Annotated in this window: 20 protein-coding genes, 1 tRNA gene and 1 pseudogene; 13 read left to right on the forward strand and 9 right to left on the reverse strand. The window is 55.6% G+C overall.

The features are described 5' to 3' along the window. From P3C52_RS18655 to P3C52_RS18685, 7 genes and pseudogenes are all read left to right on the forward strand, one after another. The coding region (locus P3C52_RS18655) for a hypothetical protein (RefSeq protein ID WP_275556406.1) at positions 1-263 on the forward strand (263 nt) is incomplete at its 5' end. A 225-nt stretch (positions 264-488) separates the two neighbouring features. Further along, complete coding sequence (locus tag P3C52_RS18660; protein WP_275556407.1) at positions 489-695, forward strand: hypothetical protein; 207 nt, start codon at positions 489-491, stop codon at positions 693-695. Between the two features lie 68 nt (positions 696-763). Continuing rightward, complete coding sequence (locus tag P3C52_RS18665) at positions 764-994, forward strand: hypothetical protein (RefSeq protein ID WP_275556408.1); 231 nt, start codon at positions 764-766, stop codon at positions 992-994. Continuing rightward, positions 984-1282 (forward strand): annotated as a pseudogene (locus P3C52_RS18670) (hypothetical protein). Before P3C52_RS18665 ends, P3C52_RS18670 begins: the two are co-directional and overlap by 11 nt. A 53-nt stretch (positions 1283-1335) precedes the next feature. Next, on the forward strand, positions 1336-1644 hold the full coding sequence (locus P3C52_RS18675; RefSeq protein WP_275556409.1) for a hypothetical protein: 309 nt from the start codon (positions 1336-1338) through the stop codon (positions 1642-1644). Between the two features lie 79 nt (positions 1645-1723). Then, on the forward strand, positions 1724-2071 hold the full coding sequence (locus tag P3C52_RS18680; RefSeq protein ID WP_275556410.1) for a helix-turn-helix domain-containing protein: 348 nt from the start codon (positions 1724-1726) through the stop codon (positions 2069-2071). Next, entirely contained in the window at positions 1954-3111 is a 1158-nt protein-coding gene (locus P3C52_RS18685) for a site-specific integrase (protein WP_275556432.1), read from the forward strand. The genes P3C52_RS18680 and P3C52_RS18685 overlap by 118 nt, the downstream gene beginning before the upstream one ends. A gap of 14 nt (positions 3112-3125) precedes the next feature. On the opposite strand, the gene P3C52_RS18690 is transcribed toward P3C52_RS18685, so the two are convergent. The 3 genes from P3C52_RS18690 to proB form a co-directional block, all read right to left on the reverse strand. Continuing rightward, positions 3126-3201 (reverse strand) — tRNA-Thr (locus P3C52_RS18690). A gap of 240 nt (positions 3202-3441) precedes the next feature. Next, positions 3442-4695, reverse strand: coding sequence for a glutamate-5-semialdehyde dehydrogenase (gene proA / locus P3C52_RS18695; RefSeq protein WP_275556411.1), 1254 nt, complete (start codon positions 4693-4695; stop codon positions 3442-3444). 10 nt (positions 4696-4705) lie between these two features. Continuing rightward, positions 4706-5809 (reverse strand): glutamate 5-kinase, encoded by a 1104-nt coding sequence (proB, locus tag P3C52_RS18700; RefSeq protein WP_275556412.1) that lies wholly within the window; start codon positions 5807-5809, stop codon positions 4706-4708. A 242-nt stretch (positions 5810-6051) separates the two neighbouring features. On the opposite strand from proB, the gene P3C52_RS18705 reads away from it, so the two are divergent. Next, positions 6052-7158 (forward strand): porin, encoded by a 1107-nt coding sequence (locus P3C52_RS18705; RefSeq protein ID WP_275556413.1) that lies wholly within the window; start codon positions 6052-6054, stop codon positions 7156-7158. 127 nt (positions 7159-7285) lie between these two features. Here P3C52_RS18705 and crl read toward each other — a convergent pair whose 3' ends face one another. The 3 genes from crl to gpt form a co-directional block, all read right to left on the reverse strand. Next, positions 7286-7687 carry a sigma factor-binding protein Crl gene (gene crl / locus P3C52_RS18710; protein ID WP_275556414.1) on the reverse strand — a complete coding sequence of 134 codons (402 nt, stop codon included), beginning with the start codon at positions 7685-7687 and terminating at the stop codon, positions 7286-7288. A 60-nt stretch (positions 7688-7747) separates the two neighbouring features. Further along, the gene (gene frsA / locus P3C52_RS18715; protein ID WP_275556415.1) at positions 7748-8992 is read right to left on the reverse strand and encodes an esterase FrsA; all 1245 of its coding nucleotides are present in this window, start codon (positions 8990-8992) and stop codon (positions 7748-7750) included. Between the two features lie 122 nt (positions 8993-9114). Next, a complete protein-coding gene (gene gpt / locus P3C52_RS18720; protein ID WP_275556416.1) occupies positions 9115-9573 on the reverse strand; it encodes a xanthine phosphoribosyltransferase in 459 nt (152 codons plus the stop codon). A gap of 252 nt (positions 9574-9825) precedes the next feature. Here gpt and pepD point away from each other — a divergent pair, with 252 nt between their 5' ends. The 4 genes from pepD to P3C52_RS18740 all read left to right on the forward strand — a co-directional run bounded on the left by pepD (position 9826) and on the right by P3C52_RS18740 (position 15166). After that, entirely contained in the window at positions 9826-11280 is a 1455-nt protein-coding gene (gene pepD, locus P3C52_RS18725; RefSeq protein ID WP_275556417.1) for a beta-Ala-His dipeptidase, read from the forward strand. Between the two features lie 289 nt (positions 11281-11569). Then, the gene (locus P3C52_RS18730; protein ID WP_275556418.1) at positions 11570-13075 is read left to right on the forward strand and encodes a sugar ABC transporter ATP-binding protein; all 1506 of its coding nucleotides are present in this window, start codon (positions 11570-11572) and stop codon (positions 13073-13075) included. Further along, complete coding sequence (locus P3C52_RS18735; protein WP_275556419.1) at positions 13072-14070, forward strand: ABC transporter permease; 999 nt, start codon at positions 13072-13074, stop codon at positions 14068-14070. The genes P3C52_RS18730 and P3C52_RS18735 overlap by 4 nt, the downstream gene beginning before the upstream one ends. A 25-nt stretch (positions 14071-14095) precedes the next feature. After that, a complete protein-coding gene (locus P3C52_RS18740; protein WP_275556420.1) occupies positions 14096-15166 on the forward strand; it encodes a sugar ABC transporter substrate-binding protein in 1071 nt (356 codons plus the stop codon). A 96-nt stretch (positions 15167-15262) separates the two neighbouring features. Here the strand turns inward: P3C52_RS18740 and dinB are convergent, their stop codons facing one another. Continuing rightward, positions 15263-16318: a DNA polymerase IV gene (dinB, locus tag P3C52_RS18745; protein WP_275556421.1), complete on the reverse strand. Its 1056-nt coding sequence runs from the start codon at positions 16316-16318 to the stop codon at positions 15263-15265. A gap of 254 nt (positions 16319-16572) precedes the next feature. On the opposite strand from dinB, the gene dpaA reads away from it, so the two are divergent. Next, positions 16573-17310: a peptidoglycan meso-diaminopimelic acid protein amidase gene (dpaA, locus tag P3C52_RS18750; RefSeq protein ID WP_275556422.1), complete on the forward strand. Its 738-nt coding sequence runs from the start codon at positions 16573-16575 to the stop codon at positions 17308-17310. On the opposite strand, the gene P3C52_RS18755 is transcribed toward dpaA, so the two are convergent. Both P3C52_RS18755 and lpcA read right to left on the reverse strand, forming a co-directional pair. Next, a complete protein-coding gene (locus P3C52_RS18755; RefSeq protein ID WP_275556423.1) occupies positions 17281-18048 on the reverse strand; it encodes a class II glutamine amidotransferase in 768 nt (255 codons plus the stop codon). The two genes, dpaA and P3C52_RS18755, sit on opposite strands and share 30 nt — an antisense overlap. 138 nt (positions 18049-18186) lie before the next feature. Beyond that, on the reverse strand, positions 18187-18768 hold the full coding sequence (gene lpcA / locus P3C52_RS18760; RefSeq protein ID WP_084971004.1) for a D-sedoheptulose 7-phosphate isomerase: 582 nt from the start codon (positions 18766-18768) through the stop codon (positions 18187-18189). Positions 18769-19285: the final 517 nt, after the last annotated feature.

The following is a 19285-nucleotide window of genomic DNA, read 5'->3' on the forward strand; positions in this document are numbered from 1 at the left end:
ACTGGGCTGCAGGTTACAACACGGCGATTGCACACTGCAAAGAGTTAAGCGAACCCATCGACAACACCGCGCAGCAGTATGAGGCGCTGGCAGGATGGAGGATTGTGCCGGTTGAGCCCAGCAAAGAGATGCTCAGCCAAATCCATCCGGTCGCTGACGGGAATTGCAGTCATTGCGGAAATCGCACAACGCTAGACTGTGAAGAAAACATGCTGCTTTCGTGGCGTGACATGCTCGAAGCAGCACCGAAACCGGAGGCATAAATGCTGACAGGCTTCATCCTCATCATTACCGCTCACTCTCAAGCCCTACCCGTTACTGAAACCATCTATCCCACCAAAGCAGAATGCGAAGCCATTAAGGCCAGGCTGAATGAGCGTCGCTCGCTGGCTCAGCTTGTGTGCGGGGAAGTATTCAAATAGGTATTGACTGTTAAGTTAAGTTTGTTGCACTAAATAGTGACCAATAACTGAAGTAGAGAAACTTTTATGAGTGAAAATAGCTCTGGCAAACCCATTGGAATTGAGTACAGAGAGTGGCTGATAGGTATGGCGATGCAGGGCATCCTTTCCTCAGGTAACGAGAAAAGCACTACCGCAGAAAAATGTGCAGATGCAGCCATTCGATATGCCGATGCTGTTATTAGCAGGTTAGACGGCAGTGAACCAAAGAAGCGCCGCGGTACATTTTCATAGTTAATTAAGCTGTAGCTATTACAAATCATACCTCGCTCCGGCGGGGTTTTTTATTGCCTGGAGGAATAATGACGCCCGAAGCGGAGAATGCCATTCGCTCCGTAGCAAGGAAGTGCAGAGCTGAAATCCTCAAGGCCATCGACGGCCAGCCAAAGTCAGACCACGACAGCATCATAACCACCCTTCTCGATAAACACGCCAGAACAATTCAATGCCTCCCGCCCGGTACGTTTCCAGCAAAGCGCTGGTTGTCATTCTATGTGCGGCAGGTGGATAAGGAGACAAAACATGTCAGTTGAATTAATCGATAAACGCCGTCCGGGCCAGCGCATATGCGGACTGGGATTGCCTAACGGCACATGGTTTAAAGTGCTGGATATACCAGGCATGGAAAAGCTTGTTGATACCAGCATGCCAATGATCCGTTGGACGTCACGCCCAGCAGAGCGAAGAAAATGGCAGCATTGATAGAGCCGTGGACGCCGCCAGATGGATGGGTTAACGGAAATGACCACCGCTCACATGCCAGAATGAAAGCCTACCTCATCGAATTCCTACGCGACTGCAACGGGTTCCGCAGCCGCTAATCTCCCCTTCCCCCTATTCACTTTCACTATCGCGCTATGCGTGAGGAGTTGTTATGTCTGACGTTCCACTTTACGCCTGGCTAAAAAGCGGTAATTACATGCCGCCTGAGTTCCGCGACTTTCATGCGCAGAAAGACCTATTCAATGCTATGCACAACACCATTCAGAATGCAGATGAGAACGGTAACGCTCGCGATGGTCACATTTATGTCGTAGATACGTTTCTATGGTATATGGCGCGGTGTGGCTACACGCTTCAAAGATGTCGGAAAGATTTACCGTTTAAGGAGATGCAGGATGATATCAGCAGACTCAAAAGGGAGCGGGCTGAAAATTTTGCAAAAATGATTTCAAACACATGATCACCCCACTCCACCTTCTCATCACAATCATTGCGATCATCATCGCCAGAGCAATATTCAACTACCTGTAGAGGTCTATATGGAAGAGCAGGTCTTCACTCGTGAAGAAGCTGCGGCATTCCTGCGCATTGATAAAGGCACCGTTTCTGAGTGGATACGGTCAGGCAGGCTCGCAGCTACGCAGATAAACCCTGATAAAAAGAAAAGCCCCTATCTAATTTGTAAGTCAGACTGTATTGCGGCTCTGAAGAACCCGATCCACAATCGGGCCGTGAATGCGGTTGGTATGCAGGAGGATAAAGCATGTCAATCCAACTCCGTGGGAGTACGTGGCACTGCCACTTCGTTACGCCTGGTGGCAAGCGAATTAGACGGTCTCTTGAAACATCGGACAAAAGGCAGGCTCAGGAACTCTATGACAAACTGAAGGCAGAAGCGTGGCGCGTAGAGAAACTGGGTGAGTACAAAAACAGGACGTTTGAAGAAGCCTGCGTGCGCTGGCTCAATGAGAAGCAGTATAAAAAGAGTCTTGATGACGATAAAAGCCGGATCGGATTCTGGCTTCAGCATTTCAAAGGGAAGAACCTGAGTGAAATCACGGAAGATAAAATTCTGGAGGCGGTGGCCGGAATGGTAAACCGCAAGCACCTTATGAACTGGGAAGCCATGCGGGACAGCAAAATCAGGCAGGGGAAGCCTTTTCCGCCATACAAGGAGAAGCCAGCCGCACAGGCAACAAAAGCGACTCACCTTGCTTTTATCCGGGCTTTGCTTCGTTGCGCGGCCAATGAATGGAAATGGATAGAGAAAGCGCCCAACATTCGGTGCCCGGTGCCGAAGAACAAACGCATCCGCTGGCTGACAAAAGAAGAAGCAAAATCGCTTATCAGGGAGATGCCAGATCACTTCCGGCCGGTTGTTGTGTTTGCCCTGGCTACCGGGTTGCGGCGTTCAAATATCGTTAACCTTGAATGGTCGCAAATCGATATGCAAAGAAAGGTTGCATGGATACACCCTGAAGACGCTAAAGCAGGTAGGGCGATTGGGGTCGCCCTTAATGACACGGCCTGCAAGATACTTCGCGATCAGGTTGGCAAACATAACCGCTGGGTATTCGTTCATACGGAATCGTCGGTGCGCCCGGACGGAACCAGAACGCAATCTGTCAGGAAGATGCGTGTTGATGCTAACACGGCATGGAGGGCTGCGTTAAGGCGAGCGGGGATTGAAAACTTCCGGTTTCATGACCTTCGACATACATGGGCGAGCTGGCTTGTGCAGTCGGGGGTTCCGCTTTCAGCACTTCAGGAGATGGGCGGTTGGGAAAGTATCGAAATGGTACAGCGTTATGCTCACCTGGCACCCAGCCATCTAACCCAGCACGCGATGCAAATAGACTCGTTTTTGGGAGGTAATGACACAAAAATGACACAAGGTGGATTTGCTGATCTGGTGAATATAGCGTAAAGCGTTGATTTTATTGGTGCCGATAATAGGAGTCGAACCTACGACCTTCGCATTACGAATGCGCTGCTCTACCAACTGAGCTATATCGGCGTTGAGGAGAGGTGCTACGGGCTGTAACGTTAAAAAAAAGCGGCGCCTGAGTCAAGAGGCGCCGCATCGTATGCTGGTTTTGTCGCCAAAGCGAGAGAAAAACGAGCGGCCTTTAACATCTGCTGGAAAAACCGTTACGTCAGATTAACCGTCTGCTGGCGTTAAGGTCTGATTACCCGCAGCAGCTGGCGTTAAGACCTGATTACCCGTAACAGCTTGCATCAAGACCTGATTTCACCTTTACGCTCTGACCGTATCGTCGCCATAGGCCACCCATTTATAGGTGGTGAGCGCTTCCAGGCCCATCGGGCCGCGCGCGTGCAGCTTCTGGGTGCTTACCGCCACCTCAGCGCCGAGCCCGAACTGGCCGCCGTCAGTAAAGCGGGTGCTGGCATTCACGTAAACCGCAGACGAATCTACCTGATTAACAAAGCGCTCGGCCGCACGCGTATCGCGCGTCAGAATCGCATCGGAATGCTGCGTGCCGTGTTCACGAATATGTGCGATCGCCTCATCCATATCCTTCACTACCCGCACGTTCAGATCGAGCGACAGCCATTCATCGTCATACTCGCCCTCTTTCACCGCTTCAACTTCCGCCGGGCCCTGCTGCAACAGCGGCAGCGAGCGTGCATCAGCGTGCAGCTTTACGCCTTCCTGCGCCATGCGCTGGCTGAGCGCAGGCAGGAAATCATCCGCGATCGCTTCATTCACCAGCAGCGTCTCAACCGAGTTGCAGGCGCTGGGGCGCTGCTTTTTCGCATTAACGATCACCTTCAGCGCCGCTTCCAGCTCATAGCTGGCGTCAATATAGATATGGCAAACGCCGATGCCACCGGTAATCACCGGAATCGTTGACTGTTCACGGCAGAGCTTATGCAATCCGGCACCGCCGCGTGGGATCAGCATATCTACGTAGCGATCCAGCTTCAGCAGCTGATTTACCAGCTCGCGATCCGGGCTTTCAATCGCCTGCACCGCGCCCGCTGGCAGGCCATGCTGCTGCAACGCAGACTGAATCACGCGCACCGTGGCGCCGTTAGTGCGATAAGTCTCTTTACCGCCGCGCAGGATAGCGGCGTTACCGGTTTTCAGGCAGAGCGAAGCGACATCCACCGTCACGTTCGGACGCGCTTCATAAATCACGCCGACCACGCCGAGCGGTACGCGACGCCGTTCAATGCGCAGGCCGCTGTCAAGCCGTCCGCCATCGATCAGTAAGCCGACCGGATCGGCCAGCCGACAAACCTGGCGCACATCATCAGCGATCGCTTTCAGGCGCGCCGGGTTCAGCATCAGGCGATCCAGCAAGGCTTCGCTCATGCCGTTGTTGCGCGCATCCACCAAATCCTGCTCGTTCGCCGCCAGAATCTCCGCGCTCTGCGCTTCCAGCTGGTCGGCAATCGTCATCAATACGCGGTTTTTCTCCGCCGTGGTCAGCGTGGCCAGCTGATATGAAGCGGCTTGCGCCGCCTTACCCATTTCTTCCAGCATTGATGGCTCCTTAGCTGACAATCATATCGTCGCGGTGCATGGCAACCGGACCGTATTCATAACCCAGGATGTTGGTGATCTCCTGGCTGTGGTGACCGGCAATCAGCCGCAGCGCATCGCTGTTATAGCGTGACACGCCATGAGCGATATCGCGTCCCAGCAGGCTGCGAATGCGGATGACTTCGCCGCGCGAAAAGTTGCCGCTCACTTCGCGAATGCCTTTTGGCAACAGCGAGCTGCCGCGCTCCAGCACCGCCGACAACGCGCCGTCGTCAATCACAATCTCACCGGCAGGCGGCGCGCCGAAAATCCAGCGCTTACGCATCTCCAGCGGGGATTGCTGTGCATGGAAACGAGTGCCAACCGCGTTCCCTTCGATCGCTTCGCCAATTACGCCCGGGCGGCTGCCCGCAGCGATAATCACCTCAATCCCGGCGCGACAGGCGACATCCGCCGCCTGAAGTTTGGTGGCCATGCCGCCGGTGCCGAGGCCGGAAACGCTGTCTCCGGCGATGGTGCGCAGCGCATCGTCAATGGCATGCACGTCGGCAATCAGCTCCGCCTGCGGATTATTACGCGGATCGGCGGTGAATAAGCCAGGTTGATCGGTCAGCAGTAGCAGCTTGTCGGCGCCCGCCAGGATCGCCGCCAGCGCCGACAGATTGTCGTTATCGCCCACTTTAATCTCGGTCGTCGCCACCGCATCATTCTCATTGATAACCGGCACGATATTGTTATCCAGCAGCGCGCGCAGCGTATCGCGCGCGTTAAGGAAGCGCTCGCGATCTTCCATATCCGCGCGCGTCAGCAGCATCTGTCCGATGTTGATGCCATAGATAGAAAACAGCTGTTCCCACAGCTGGATCAAACGGCTCTGCCCCACCGCAGCTAGCAGCTGCTTTGAGGCGATGGTAGGCGGCAGTTCCGGGTAACCCAGGTGTTCACGTCCGGCAGCCATCGCGCCAGAAGTTACGATCACAATTCGATGGCCCGCCGCGTGCTGCTGTGCGCACTGGCGAACTAATTCCACAATATGTGCCCGATTTAACCGACGCGATCCGCCGGTCAGCACGCTGGTTCCCAGTTTGACCACTAAGGTCTGACTGCCGCTCATGTTTTCCTGCCGTAGTAAAAATGACTGTGAAGGGACGTTTTATCAGGAGTGGGCAAGGATGCCAACAGGCACCACGGGAAAAGCGCGGAAATTTCCTGACAGTGGCGTAGACCAAAAGTTCGGGTTTAACAAGAAAAGCGGAAAAGCTTCATAAAACATTCATCTCATCCCGGTAAAACGTTCCTGCTTTTACAACAGTTTTCACAAAACTTTATTTCTTTACTCATCGGGATTGATATCAAATGAAAAAGAACGCACTGGCACTGCTGGTATCCGCACTGGCTCTGACGACCGCCGCGCAGGCAGCAGAAGTGTATAACAAGGACGGCAATAAGCTCGATTTCTACGGCAAAGTGAAAGCGATGCGTTATATCAGCGACGCGGAAACTAACGCCAGCAACAATGCCGATAAATCTTATGTGCGTATTGGTTTTAAAGGCCAGACACAGATTAACGACATCATGACCGGCTACGGCCAGTGGGAATATCAGTACAACGTAAATAACCCGGAAAGCGATTCCAACGTGGGCAATAAAACCCGCCTGGGTTTTGCCGGCATTAAAGTCAGTGATTACGGCTCGCTGGATTATGGCCGTAACTATGGCCTGATTTACGATGTTGAAGCCATTACCGATATGATGCCGGAATTCGGCGCGACCGCGTATACCTCTGCCGACGTCTATATGCTGACCCGCACCAACGGTGTGGCCACCTACCGTAATACTAATTTCTTCGGCCTGGTGGATGGGCTGGATTTCGCCCTGCAGTATCAGGGTAAAAATGAAAGCAGCACCCGCGCCGATGGCGTCTCCAACGGTGACGGCATGGCCGCTTCGCTTTCTTATAAAATTCTCGACAGCCTGAGCATTAAGGGCGCGGTCTCCTCCTCTAACCGCACGCTGGATCAGAAAAACAGCGCGTTCGGCGGCGGTGAAAAGGCTGAAGCCTGGGCAACCGGCCTGAAATATGATGACAACGGCGTTTATCTGGCAGCCACTTACGCAGAAACGCGCAATATGAACCGATCAGCGGCACCGCCGGTCGGCGGCAGCGATGTTGCGGTGAGCGGCTATGCGAACAAGCTGCAGAATATCGAGCTGGTGGCGCAGTATCAGTTTGATTTCGGCCTGCGTCCGTCGCTGGCTTACGTGCAGACTAAGGTAAAAGACATTGAAGGCGGCATCGGCGATGCGGATTACTACAAATTCGCTGACGTGGGCGCGACTTACTACTTCAATAAAAACATGTCCGCCTTTGTGGATTACAAAATCAACCTGCTGGATGACGACAACACGCTGGGCCGCAACACCGACGACATCGTTGCGGTCGGTCTGACTTACCAGTTCTGATACGCGGCATCCGGCGGTCAGCCTTCTGAATACTCCGTATTGCTGCAACAGAAGGCGGGACGATGGATGCGGTCACATCGTAAAAAAGGCAGGCTTCGCGCCTGCCTTTTCTTTTTAATGGGTCTGTTTATGCGGTGAGCTTTACCGGCTGTTCGCTGGCGCCCTGCGCGGGCTGCAGCCCCACATTCAGCTCGGTCAGCAGTGCCTTCAAACGCTCATGGAAGTTACGCAGCGTCTCTTCCAGCTTCTCTTCATTCTCTTTACCTTTGATAGCGCATGGCTTCCAGTTGCCATCTTTATCATGCAGGCCATAGTGGTACTGATAGGTAAAGTGATCGGATTGCGCGTCCAGCTCCAGCCACCATCCCCAAAATTCACGGCTTTCCGGTGCAGGTTTAACATTGACGCAAACGGCCAGGCAGTCGAAAAAGAACCGCTCATTCTCGCATTTATTTTCGCGAATATAGGGACCCAGCGCGGTAAAACGCTTAATTAACCGGCTTCGTGGATGTCCATTCGGTAACGTCATGGTTTACACCTCCTTAAATGAGCTAACAGTTTTAGCAAACTGATGCAGAATAGCAACTTATCACTTCAACTGTTGTGTCAGCCAGTCACAGATGGTTTGCAACGCCCGATCGAAGTTATGCAGCACCGGCGTAAAGCCGATCGGCAACAGCTTGCCGTTCGCGGATGAGTTCACAATCAGCCGGGCATCTTCCTCCGGGCTCCAGGGATCGTTCTGCCAGTAGCCAGCCAGCATCGGCGTCGGCGTGCGGCGTCCAAGCAGCCCCTGGGTTTTCAGCGAATAGCGGTTCAGTTCGGTACGCAGCACTTCATCCGTGGCGCGCGCCATACCAAGGCGGCTCGCCAGCACGTCGATATACATATCCGGCACGCGCTCCTGCTGTGCGGCATTCGCCAGCAGCGCATGAACTATCGGGCCGAGGCAGGCCGCGCCGCGCAAACGCGGCGCTTCCAGATAGGCCAGCCGCACCGCCACGTTCGCGCCAAAGCGATAACCTAACGCCGCCACGCGCGTATGATCCACCCAGGGAATGCTCTCCAGCCCGCGCAGCACCTGCTGATGCAGGAAGCTGGTGTCCTGAGTGAGCTTCCATTTTGATGAGAATCCCACCGATGGCATATCGATGGTCAGCATGGCCAGGCCGCGCGGCGCCAGATAATCATGAAACAGGCGATAGTGATCGATTTGCAGGCTGTCGAGATTACCGCACAGCAATACCGTGGGATAAGGCGCGCTGACGTTGGGCGGCATATGCAGGAAGCCGGTAATCGGGCTGCCGCCCTGAATGGGAAACTCCAGCTCTTTCATTTCGCCAGGTAGCCGCAGCGTGGCCTCTTCATAGGCGCGATTCGCCAGCGTTTGCGCCTGTTCAGCCAGTTCATCGCCTTTAATATGCGGCCAGGCGGCCAGGCTGTAGAGATTGACCGCATGCAGCCAGTGTTCGCCCGCTTCCGGCGTCTCGCCCGCGTCCATCGCTTTCTGCTGCCACAGCGCCGCCTGCTTGCTCCACTCATAAATCCAGTTGCCGCCACGATAGCCGATGACCGTATCCAGCAGCTGGTCGCTGGTGCGCTCCGCGTCGCTCACCGCTATACGCGCCAGCACCTCGCTGATTTCCAGCGGCGACAGGCCGCGCCAGCTCCAGAGCAGGCGGTTTAGCATTCGATACCAGCCGGTATGGCTTTCCCCATCCAGCGTGGATTGTACTGTTGACGTGAGATGATGCCGCTGGCGCACCAGTGACGAGGTTTCCGGGTGTTTAAATCGAGGTTTAAAGAGTTCTTCGCTGAGATTTTTTGCTGACATGGTGTCGCTTCTCCTGCCGCCGCGCATTGACGAGACTACAGTGTACGTTACCGACTACGGCGGCGCGACCCGCAGAAACGACAACGCCCGGACGAACCGGGCGCTGTTTTGATGCAGGTCAATCAACGATTGACGATAGGCGGCACAAAGGCCACGCCCATATCCCACGGCTGCTCAATCCAGGTATTTTGCGGGATATCAACCACATAATCGTCCACCAGCGGCGCGCCGGCCGGTTTAGCGAAAATGGTGACAAAACGCGCTTTCGGATACATTTCACGGATCGCCTGCGCGGTGCCGCCGGTATCAACCAGATCGTCGATAACGATAAAGCCTTCGCCGTCGCCTTCCGCACGCTTCAGCACGTTCATTTCGCGCTGGTGGTCGTGATCGTAGCTGGAGATACATACCGTATCGACATAACGAATGGAGAGTTCGCGTGCCAGCAGCGCGGCCGGTACCAGGCCACCGCGACTTACCGCGATGATGCCTTTCCACTGTTCAACAGGAAGGAGGCGCTGAGCCAGTTTACGGGCATGAATTTGCAACATGTCCCAGGTGACGACGTATTTTTCGCTCATAAAGGAATCCCGGCCAATCGAATTGGCTTAAAAAATATGCAATGGGAAAAGGTTGCGCGGCATTATAAGGATCTGACGCGCTAAAAACCAGCGCCAGATAGCGTGGCTGCCGCATTTTAACGCGCCTGACTGCACAGCGGACAATAAAGGATGTTATTCTCCCTGCATCACGTCAGATTCGCTGACGGCGATCGATTACTGGAAATTTTTCAACGATGCGCAGTCGCGTATCGATGACACAGGAGACCTGTCGTGTCTGAATTGTCTCAACTTTCACCCCAACCGCTGTGGGATATTTTTGCCAAAATTTGCTCAATCCCGCATCCCTCTTTTCATGAAGAAGCGCTGGCGCAGCACATTCTCTCTTGGGCAAAGGAAAAAGGCTTCTGGTGCGACCGTGACCAGGTCGGCAATATTCTGATTCGCAAACCGGCCACGCCGGGCATGGAAAACCGCAAACCGGTCGCATTGCAGGCGCACCTGGATATGGTGCCGCAGAAGAATAACGATACGGCGCACGATTTCACTAAAGATCCGATTCAGCCTTATATCGACGGCGAATGGGTCAAAGCGCGCGGCACGACGCTGGGCGCGGATAACGGCATCGGCATGGCGTCCGCGCTGGCGGTGCTGGCGGATGACAGCGTACAGCACGGCCCGCTGGAAGTGCTGCTGACCATGACGGAAGAGACCGGCATGGATGGCGCATTTGGCCTGCAGCCGAACTGGCTGCAGTCTGAAATTCTGATTAACACCGATTCCGAGGAAGAAGGTGAAATCTATATGGGCTGCGCCGGCGGCATCGATTTTACCTCGACGCTGCCGCTGCAACGTGAAGCGGTTCCAGCCGATTACGAAACGCTGCGTCTGACGCTGAAAGGCTTAAAAGGCGGCCACTCCGGCGCGGAAATCCATCTGGGATTAGGCAACGCCAACAAACTGCTGGTGCGTTTCCTGGCGCAGCACGCCCGTGAATACGATCTGCGTCTGATCGATTTTACCGGCGGTACGCTGCGTAACGCGATCCCGCGTGAAGCCTACGCCACCTTCGCCCTGCCCGCCGCTAAAATCGATGCGCTGAAATCGGCGGCGATGGGTTACCTGGCGATATTGCAGAATGAGCTGGGCACCGTAGAGAAAAACATCGCGCTGCAGACCGAGCCGGTCGCCAGCGGCGCGGCGCTGACTGCCGACAGCCGCGATCGCTTTATTGCGCTGCTGAACAGCACGCCGAACGGCGTAATCCGCAACTCTGACGTAGCAAAAGGCGTGGTGGAAACCTCTCTGAACGTCGGCGTGGTTTCCATGACCGAGCAGGAAGCGAAAATCAACTGCCTGATCCGTTCGCTGATCGACAGCGGCAAAGATTACGTGGTGGCGATGCTGAGTTCGCTGGGCGAGCTGGCTGGCGCGCAAAGCGTGGCAAAAGGCAGCTATCCTGGCTGGCAGCCGGACGCCAGTTCACCGGTGATGGCGCTGGTGCGCGAGACCTATCAGCGTCTGTTTAACAAGACGCCGAACATTCAGGTGATCCATGCTGGTCTGGAATGCGGTCTGTTTAAGAAGCCTTATCCGAATATGGATATGGTTTCTATCGGCCCAACCATTACCGGCCCGCACTCGCCGGACGAGCAAGTTCATATCGGCAGCGTGGCGCTCTACTGGCAGCTGCTGACCGAGCTGCTGAAAGTGATCCCGGCGAAGTAATTTATCCCAACAGACTTCGCTCACTGAAAAGGTCAGACTCCGGTCTGGCCTTTTTTTATGCCCGCCGCGTTCGCCCCCAGGCCAGCATAAAGCACCGATTTTTTAGCGCAGGAGTGGCGCATTACGCTACTTCCCCCGGCTATCCGCCGCCGCTTCCCCTGATATGTCCAGATGTCTGGATGGCTAGTAACATTTCGTGTTAGCTTATGCGCTTTCGGTTGTTGCCAGTTTGTAGCCAGCGTTAAAAAATGCGGCAAAACATTTATTTAATTTATCCGGGGGATCCTGCATGGGCGCGTTGAACTGCCTGGAGATGCGTCATATCTCCCTCTCATTTAGCGGTTTCGCCGCGCTCAGCCAGGTGGACTTTCAGCTGACTGGCGGCTCGGTGCATGCGCTGACCGGCGCCAACGGCGCGGGAAAATCGACGCTGATGGCGGTACTGGCCGGTGCGTACGCCGACTATCAGGGCGACATTTTGCTCGACGGCCAGCCGGTGACACTACGATCGCCGCGCGATGCGAAACGCCTCGGCATCCATCTGGTGCAGCAGGAAGTGGACGTGGCGCTGGTGCCGCAGCTCAGCGTGGCGGAGAACATCATGCTGGATCGACTGGCGGAGCCGGGCGTGCGCTATCGCTGGCGTGAGATGCGGCGTCAGGCGAGCGAGCTGCTGGCGCAGCTGGAGTCGCTGCTGCCCGCCAACCAGTTGGTAGAGCGCTGCACGCTGGCCGAGAAACAGCAAATTCTGCTGGCGCGCGCCCTTTCTCACCACTGCCGCTTTCTGATCCTCGACGAACCGACCGCCCCGCTTGACCAGCACGAAAGCGAGCGGCTGTTTCGCGTGGTGCGGCGCTTACAGCAGAGCGGCATCGGCGTGGTGTTTATCTCTCACCGCATTCAGGAGCTGAAAACCATCTGCGATCGCATGACGGTGCTGCGCGACGGGCGTCTGGTCAGCAGCGAGCCAATGCAGGAACTGAATGCGGAACAGATCGTTGAAAAGATGCTGGGACACCGGCTGGATGATATTTACCCGCCGCGCCGCAGCCTGCCGCAAGGGGAAACGGTGCTGGAAATCAGCGGGCTGCATGACGATCGGCTGCTGCAGGATATCGCCCTGACGTTGCGCCAGGGCGAGATATTGGGCATCGCCGGACTGGCGGGCGCGGGCAAAAGCGAGCTGTGCAAGGCGCTGTTCGGCGCCTCCCGCAGCCGCGTGACGAAAGGCCGCCTGCACGGTGCGCCGTGGCGTCCGCGCAGTCCGCACGATGCCGTGGCGCGCGGGCTGGCGCTGGTGCCGGAAGAGCGGCGGCGCGAAGGAATATTTATTGATGAATCGGTAGCGATGAACCTGAGCGTCACCGCCGACGACAGCTTCTCCCGCTGGGGCGTTTTTGGCCATCACCAGGCCTGGCGCTGGGCGCAGCAGATTATCGCGCGGCTGCACATTCGCACACGCGGGCCGCAGCAGCCGCTACGCCGCCTCTCTGGCGGCAACCAGCAGAAAGTCGCCATCGGCAAGTGGCTGCGCAACGACGCGAAGGTACTGATTTTCGATGAGCCGACCAAAGGCGTCGATATTAAAGCCAAAACCGACCTGTTTAACCTGATTGATGGCCTGGCGCGCGAAGGCAAAGCGATTATCTACGCCTCTGGCGAATTTTCTGAGCTGGTCGGCCTGTGCGATCGCATCTGCGTGCTGTGGGATGGCCGCATTGTCGCCGAGCTGGAGGCCAGCGCAACTGATGAAGAAACTTTATTACTCTATTCCACCGGAGGAACCCCTGCGTGAGCAGCAAAGACCAGATCCTGACGTCGCGCCCGTCGCTGCGCCACCAGCTGTTTGAATTCTTATATAAGTGGGGAATGTTGCTGACGGTGATCCTGCTGATTGCCGCTTTCGGCCTCGCCTCGGACAGCTTTCTCGATCCCAATAATATCATCAATATTCTGCGCTCTATCGCCATCGTGACGGTGATTGCCGTCGGCGTTTCGATCTCGCTGACGGTAGGCGGTTTCGATCTCTCGGTCGGCTCTACCGCCTCGCTGGCCAACACGCTGGTGATTTCACTGTTCGTCTGGTACGGCTTCAGCACTACCGAAGCGATCGTCGTGACGCTGCTGCTCTGTACGTTGGTGGGACTGTTTAACAGCCTGCTGATTGTGGTGCTGCGTATTCCTGACATGCTGGCGACCCTGGCAACGCTGTTTGTCGTGCAGGGCGTGGCGATGACATACAGTTACGGCGGCTCGATTACCGAAAATATGGTGCTGCCGAGTGGCGATATGGCGGAGGGAACGATCCCCGCCGCGTTCGGCCAGCTCGGCCAGGTGCCGACTATCGTGATTATTATGCTGGCGGTAACGCTGGTGGCTCAGCTGGCGCTGTCGCTGACCAAACATGGCCGCCGCATGTACGCGCTGGGCGGCAACGCCGAAGCGGCGCGCCTCTCCGGTATCCGCACCGTTCGCTATCGGGTGCTGGCCTACGTGCTGGCGTCGTTGCTCGCCGGGCTGGGCGGGATTCTGCTGGCGTCGCGTATCGGCTCCTCGCAGGTCAACGCGGGTAGCGGCTATTTGATGGATGCGGTGGCGGCGGCCTGGATCGGCCTCTCGCTGGCGGGCGCAGGCAAGCCTAACGCGCTCGGCACGCTGCTGGGCGCGGTGATCCTCGGCGTACTGCAAAACGGGCTGGTGATGCTGTCGGTGCCCTATTACGCCATGGATATTATCAAAGGGCTGGTGCTGGCATTAGCGCTGGCAATGACCTATTTCCCGCGCCGCTAAGGCGCTTTTGACAGGGTAAATAATAATGAAATCTTTCGCACTCTCTTTGATCGCCGTTAGCCTGCTGAGCGCGTTGCCAGTCATGGCCGCCACTCCCGCTCCGGTGCCAGCGGCCATCGCCAACCACGACGGCCCAATCCGTATCGCGGTGATCCGTAACCTCGGCTCCGACGACAACACAACCCAGTTTGTTGCCGGGGCGATCCAGCAGGGACGCAAGCTCGGCTTTAAGGTCAGCACCTTCCTCAGCAACGGCGACGATGCGCGTTTTCAGGATTTCGTCAATCAGGCGATCGGCCAGAAGTATGACGGCATTCTGCTATCGCACGGCAAAGCGCCCTACGCTACCGCACTGGTGAAACGCATCGCCGACGCCGGTATCAAGGTAGCGGTTTTCGATACGCCGGTGGACACCGCTATTCCCGGCGTGACGGTGAGCGCGCAGGATGACGCCTCGCTGGCGGCGCTGTCGCTGGGCCAGCTGATCAAAGATTTCAACGGCAAGGCCAATATCGTTAAGCTTTGGGTCGCCGGCTTTCCGCCGATGGAGCGCCGCCAGGTGGTTTATGAAAAACTGCTGAAAGAACACCCCGGCATTCATCAGCTGGAGTCGATCGGCGCCGTCTCCTCCGATGTACAGGGCGACACCGCCAATAAGATCGGCGCGATCCTGGCGAAATACCCGAAAGGCCAGATCGATGCCATCTGGGGCGCGTGGGATGCCTTCAGCCAGGGCGCTTATAAAGCGCTGCAGGAGAATGGCCGCACCGAAATCAAGCTCTACAGCATCGACGTATCCAACCAGGATCTGCAGCTGATGAAGCAGCCCGGCAGCCCGTGGCGACAGACCGTGGCAGTGGACAGCAAGCTGATCGGCGCGGTGAATATGCGCCTGCTGGCCCAGAAAATCGCCGGGGAAGCTACGCCCGCCAGCTATCAGTTTAAAGCATCGGCCATTGACCAGGCGGCACTGAACGGCCAGCAGACGGCGGTAAACGTGGCGACCCTGAATAAAATCATTCCCGGCTGGGGCGAAAGCAGTGATTTCGTCGCGCCCTGGTTCGCCACGCTGGAGGCGAAGTACGGGAAAAAGTAAGGTGGAAAAACCGGCCGCCGGGCCGGTTTACCTGCGCAGCGTCGGGCGGGCGCTCAGCACTTTTCTGATGGCTTGCCAGAACTGGGCTAACAGCAGCTACAGCCCCAGCACCAGCTGCCGCTCCAGCTGCGGATTAAGCAGCGTCACATGCAGGCCCACCAGCCGCACGCCGCGTCCGGCGCGCCGCTCGTCCCACGCCTCTTTCGCCACCGCCACCAAATCCTCTTTATTCAGCACCGGCCAGACATGTTCCTGCGTGGTTTGCTGAAAATCGCTGAACTTAAGCTTCACGCCCTGACGCGCAATATGACGATCCGGCTTGATTTTTGTTAACCGGCGCTCCAGCTCGTCATAAAGAAAATCAAGGATCTCCAGGCACTGCTCCCAGTGATGAATATCTTCCGAGAGCGTGCGCTCTACGCCGAGCGATTTGCGCTCGCGGTCAGTAATCACTTCGCGCTCATCAATGCCGTGGCTGCGTTCCCAAATCACCCGGCCAAACTTGCCGAAACGCTTTAACAGCATCGCCAGATCGCTGTTCTGCACATCGGCGCAGGTCTGCAGCCCTAAATCTTCCAGCTTCTTTGCCGTCACTTTTCCCACTCCCGGGATTTTCGCCAGCGGCAGCGTCAGCAGAAACTGCGGCATCTCGTCCGGCGTAATCACATACTGGCCGTTGGGCTTATTCAGATCGGAGGCAATTTTAGCCAGAAACTTAATCGGCGCGACGCCTGCCGATGCGGTCAGATCCAGCTCACGAGCGATGGTCTGGCGAATTTCCCGCGCCATCAGCGTGGCCGAGCCATAACAGTGCGGGCTGTCGCTCACATCAAGATAGGCCTCATCCAGCGAAAGCGGTTCAATGCGAGTGGTATAGCGCGCAAAAATTTCACGAATATGCGCGGAGGCCTCTTTATAGGCATCAAAGCGCCCCGGCAACAGCGTCAAATGCGGACACAGCTTTAGCGCTGTCGCCGTCGGCATCGCGCTGCGCACGCCATATTTACGTGCCGGATAGTTCGCGGTGCTGATCACGCCGCGCTGCGTACGGCTGCCGCCAATAGCGAGCGGAATATCACGCAGGCTGGGGTTATCGCGCATTTCCACCGCAGCGTAAAAGCAGTCCATATCGACATGAATGATTTTGCGCATATCCCCTCCGCAGACACTGGATAAGTATACAGCCGGGCGACAAGGTTTCAATGGCGGAGCGCGATGAATATCATGTAATTGCACACGGCAATTTGCGGGCTTTCTCTGGAAACGCAGCTATTTATTAGCTGGCATCTTGATAAAAAAATAGACAGTGATAATGTTGCGCAGCGATAGCGGAATTATCCGATTATGCAAGATAGAGACGCCGTTCGGCGTTGCAGTTTAACCCCCTAATTATCAAGGGAAAAAGAATGGGCAAAATCGCACTGTTATTTGCGATGATTCTTCTGCCAGCCCTCAGCATGGCAAGCGCGCCTGAACCAGTTCAGCCACTGGCTCCAGTCAGCAAAGAGTTAAAGAAGCAGTTATTAGGTACACCGGTTTATATTCAGATTTTCAAAGAAGAACGCACGCTGGAACTGTATGGCAAGATCGGTAATGAGTTCCGTCTGCTCGACAGCTATCGCATCTGTAATTTTTCTGGCGGTCTGGGCCCAAAACGTCGTCAGGGCGATTTCAAAAGCCCGGAAGGTTTTTATAGCGTCAAGCTGAATCAGCTTAAGCCGGACAGCCGTTTTTACCGCGCCATCAATATTGGTTTTCCTAACCAGTACGATCGCCAGCAGGGTTATGACGGGAAATATCTGATGATCCATGGCGCCTGCGTTTCTGTTGGCTGCTATGCCATGACTAACGCCTACATGGATGAAATTTTCAGTTATGTAAACGCCGCGCTACGCAACGGCCAGCCGGAAGTAGAAATCAGTATCTATCCGTTCCGCATGACCGAAAGCAATATGCAGCGCCACCGTAACTCTTACTATGCCAGCTTCTGGAAAGAGCTACAGCCGGGCTACGCTTATTTTGTTCAACATCGCCAGCCGCCAACGGTTGCGGTGAATAACGGCAGATATGTGATGAACGGCACGCCAGTCAGCGGCACGCCTGCCGCTTCCGAATCATTCCTGGCGCTCTCCAAGACAAAATAATTGCCATTCGCCTGGCGCAATACGGTGCCAGGTTTCATTGCCGGTTAACGGCTGAGTGGCAATCACCGTGACCACGTCATTCGGCGTGGTCTGCTTCTGAAAATCGATCTCCACATCCTGATCCAGCAGCTTTGCCTTACCAAAAGGTGCCCGGCGCGTAATCCAGAACAGATTGGTCGAGCAATAGGCCATTAAATAACGCCCGTCCGACAGCAGCATATTGAATACGCCCTTCTGACGCAGTTCCGCCGCCAGCTCCGCGATATAGCGAAACACTGCAGGCCAGTTGCCCGGCGTGCGCGGATAGCGCGTCGCCAGCTTGTGCAGCAGCCAGCAGAACGCCTTTTCGCTATCCGTTTCACCAACCGGACGAAAGTTGCCGGTCTCCAGCTGACGATAGCCGCTCAGTTGCCCGTTATGCGCAAAGGTCCAGTTGCGGCCCCACAGCTCACGGGTAAAAGGATGCGTATTTTCCAGCGACACCTGGCCGCGATTCGCCTGACGGATATGCGCGACCACGGAGCAAGATTTGATGGGATATTCCTGTACCAGACGCGCAATCGGCGAGTTATAGCTGGGCTGCGGATCTTTAAAAGTACGGCAGCCTTTATTTTCATAAAAGGTGATGCCCCAGCCATCTTTATGCGGCCCGGTGCCGCCGCCGCGCTGCACCAGTCCGGTGAAGCTGAAGCAAATATCAGTTGGGACATTAGCGCTCATACCGAGCAGTTCACACATAGTCGGGGCCTCCGGCACGGTTAAGTGTCGATTATAACGAATCAGGCGGGGACACGCAGCGGGAGTAACGGTTTGCAGACGGAAAGCTTGCTCAGCACAAGAAGCCGCGCCAGGGCTGACGCGGCAACGGTTACAGGTTTACTTTTTTTCCATCTCTTTTTCGATCAGCAGCATCAGGATATGGATCACTTTGATATGAATCTCCTGAATGCGGTCGGCATAGCCAAAGTGCGGCACACGGATTTCAATATCCGCGCTGCCGGCCATTTTGCCGCCGTCTTTACCGGTCAGGGTGATCACTTTCATGCCCTGCGCACGCGCGGCTTCAATCGCTTTGATGATGTTGGCTGAGTTACCTGAAGTGGAGATGCCCAGCAGGACATCGCCCGCACGCCCTACCGCTTCAACGTAGCGAGAAAAAACGTAGTCGTAGCCGAAATCGTTACTGACGCAGGAAAGATGGCTTACATCAGAAATGGCGATCGCCGGATAGCCAGGGCGGTTTTCACGATAGCGGCCGGTCAGCTCCTCCGCAAAGTGCATCGCATCGCAGTGCGAGCCGCCGTTACCGCAGGAAAGCACTTTGCCGCCCGCCTTAAAGCTGTCGGCAAGCAGCACCGCAGCACGCTGAATCGCATGAATATTTGCGTCTTCGCTCAGGAATTTATTTAGCGTATCCGCTGCTTCGTTAAGTTCTGAACGAATAATATCCTGGTACATAGGGATGTCCTTTGGATGAGAAAGAGTCCGCGCAAGTTTACCGAAATGATAACGGGTCGCAAAGCGTTACGCGGCAAAGCTGAGACCGCGCCGACTTAATGGTAAGTCGGTTTTATTAGCTGCCTGTACGGCAGTGAACCAGCAAAAGACCAGGCTAGCGCCCTTTCCTCTCTTCTAAGCTGCCTGTACGGCAGTGAACTGTTGATAATAAAACCTAACCCACTGAATTTAAACTTTTTATTTCAGTCTCCTTTAATAAACCCTTTTTTACAGCCATCCGTACACGCCTATATTAATCAACAATTTATAAAACCACCCAAAAAAAGGGTTTCTATTCACTTCTTATCTCCTCCCCTCACATTACGCTTTCCTGCTGTCTCGCCTAAACAAACCCGCCGCAGCCAAAAACCTTAAGCCAGTTAGTAAAGATTCCCATCCCTTAACTAATGATGCGGCCGGAGTGTGAGCCAGGTTGTAATTATTATGTTACCTAATTGCTAAGTAATCATAACTGCTT

Source organism: Mixta sp. Marseille-Q2659 (genome assembly GCF_940807255.1).
Lineage (GTDB): Bacteria > Pseudomonadota > Gammaproteobacteria > Enterobacterales > Enterobacteriaceae > Mixta.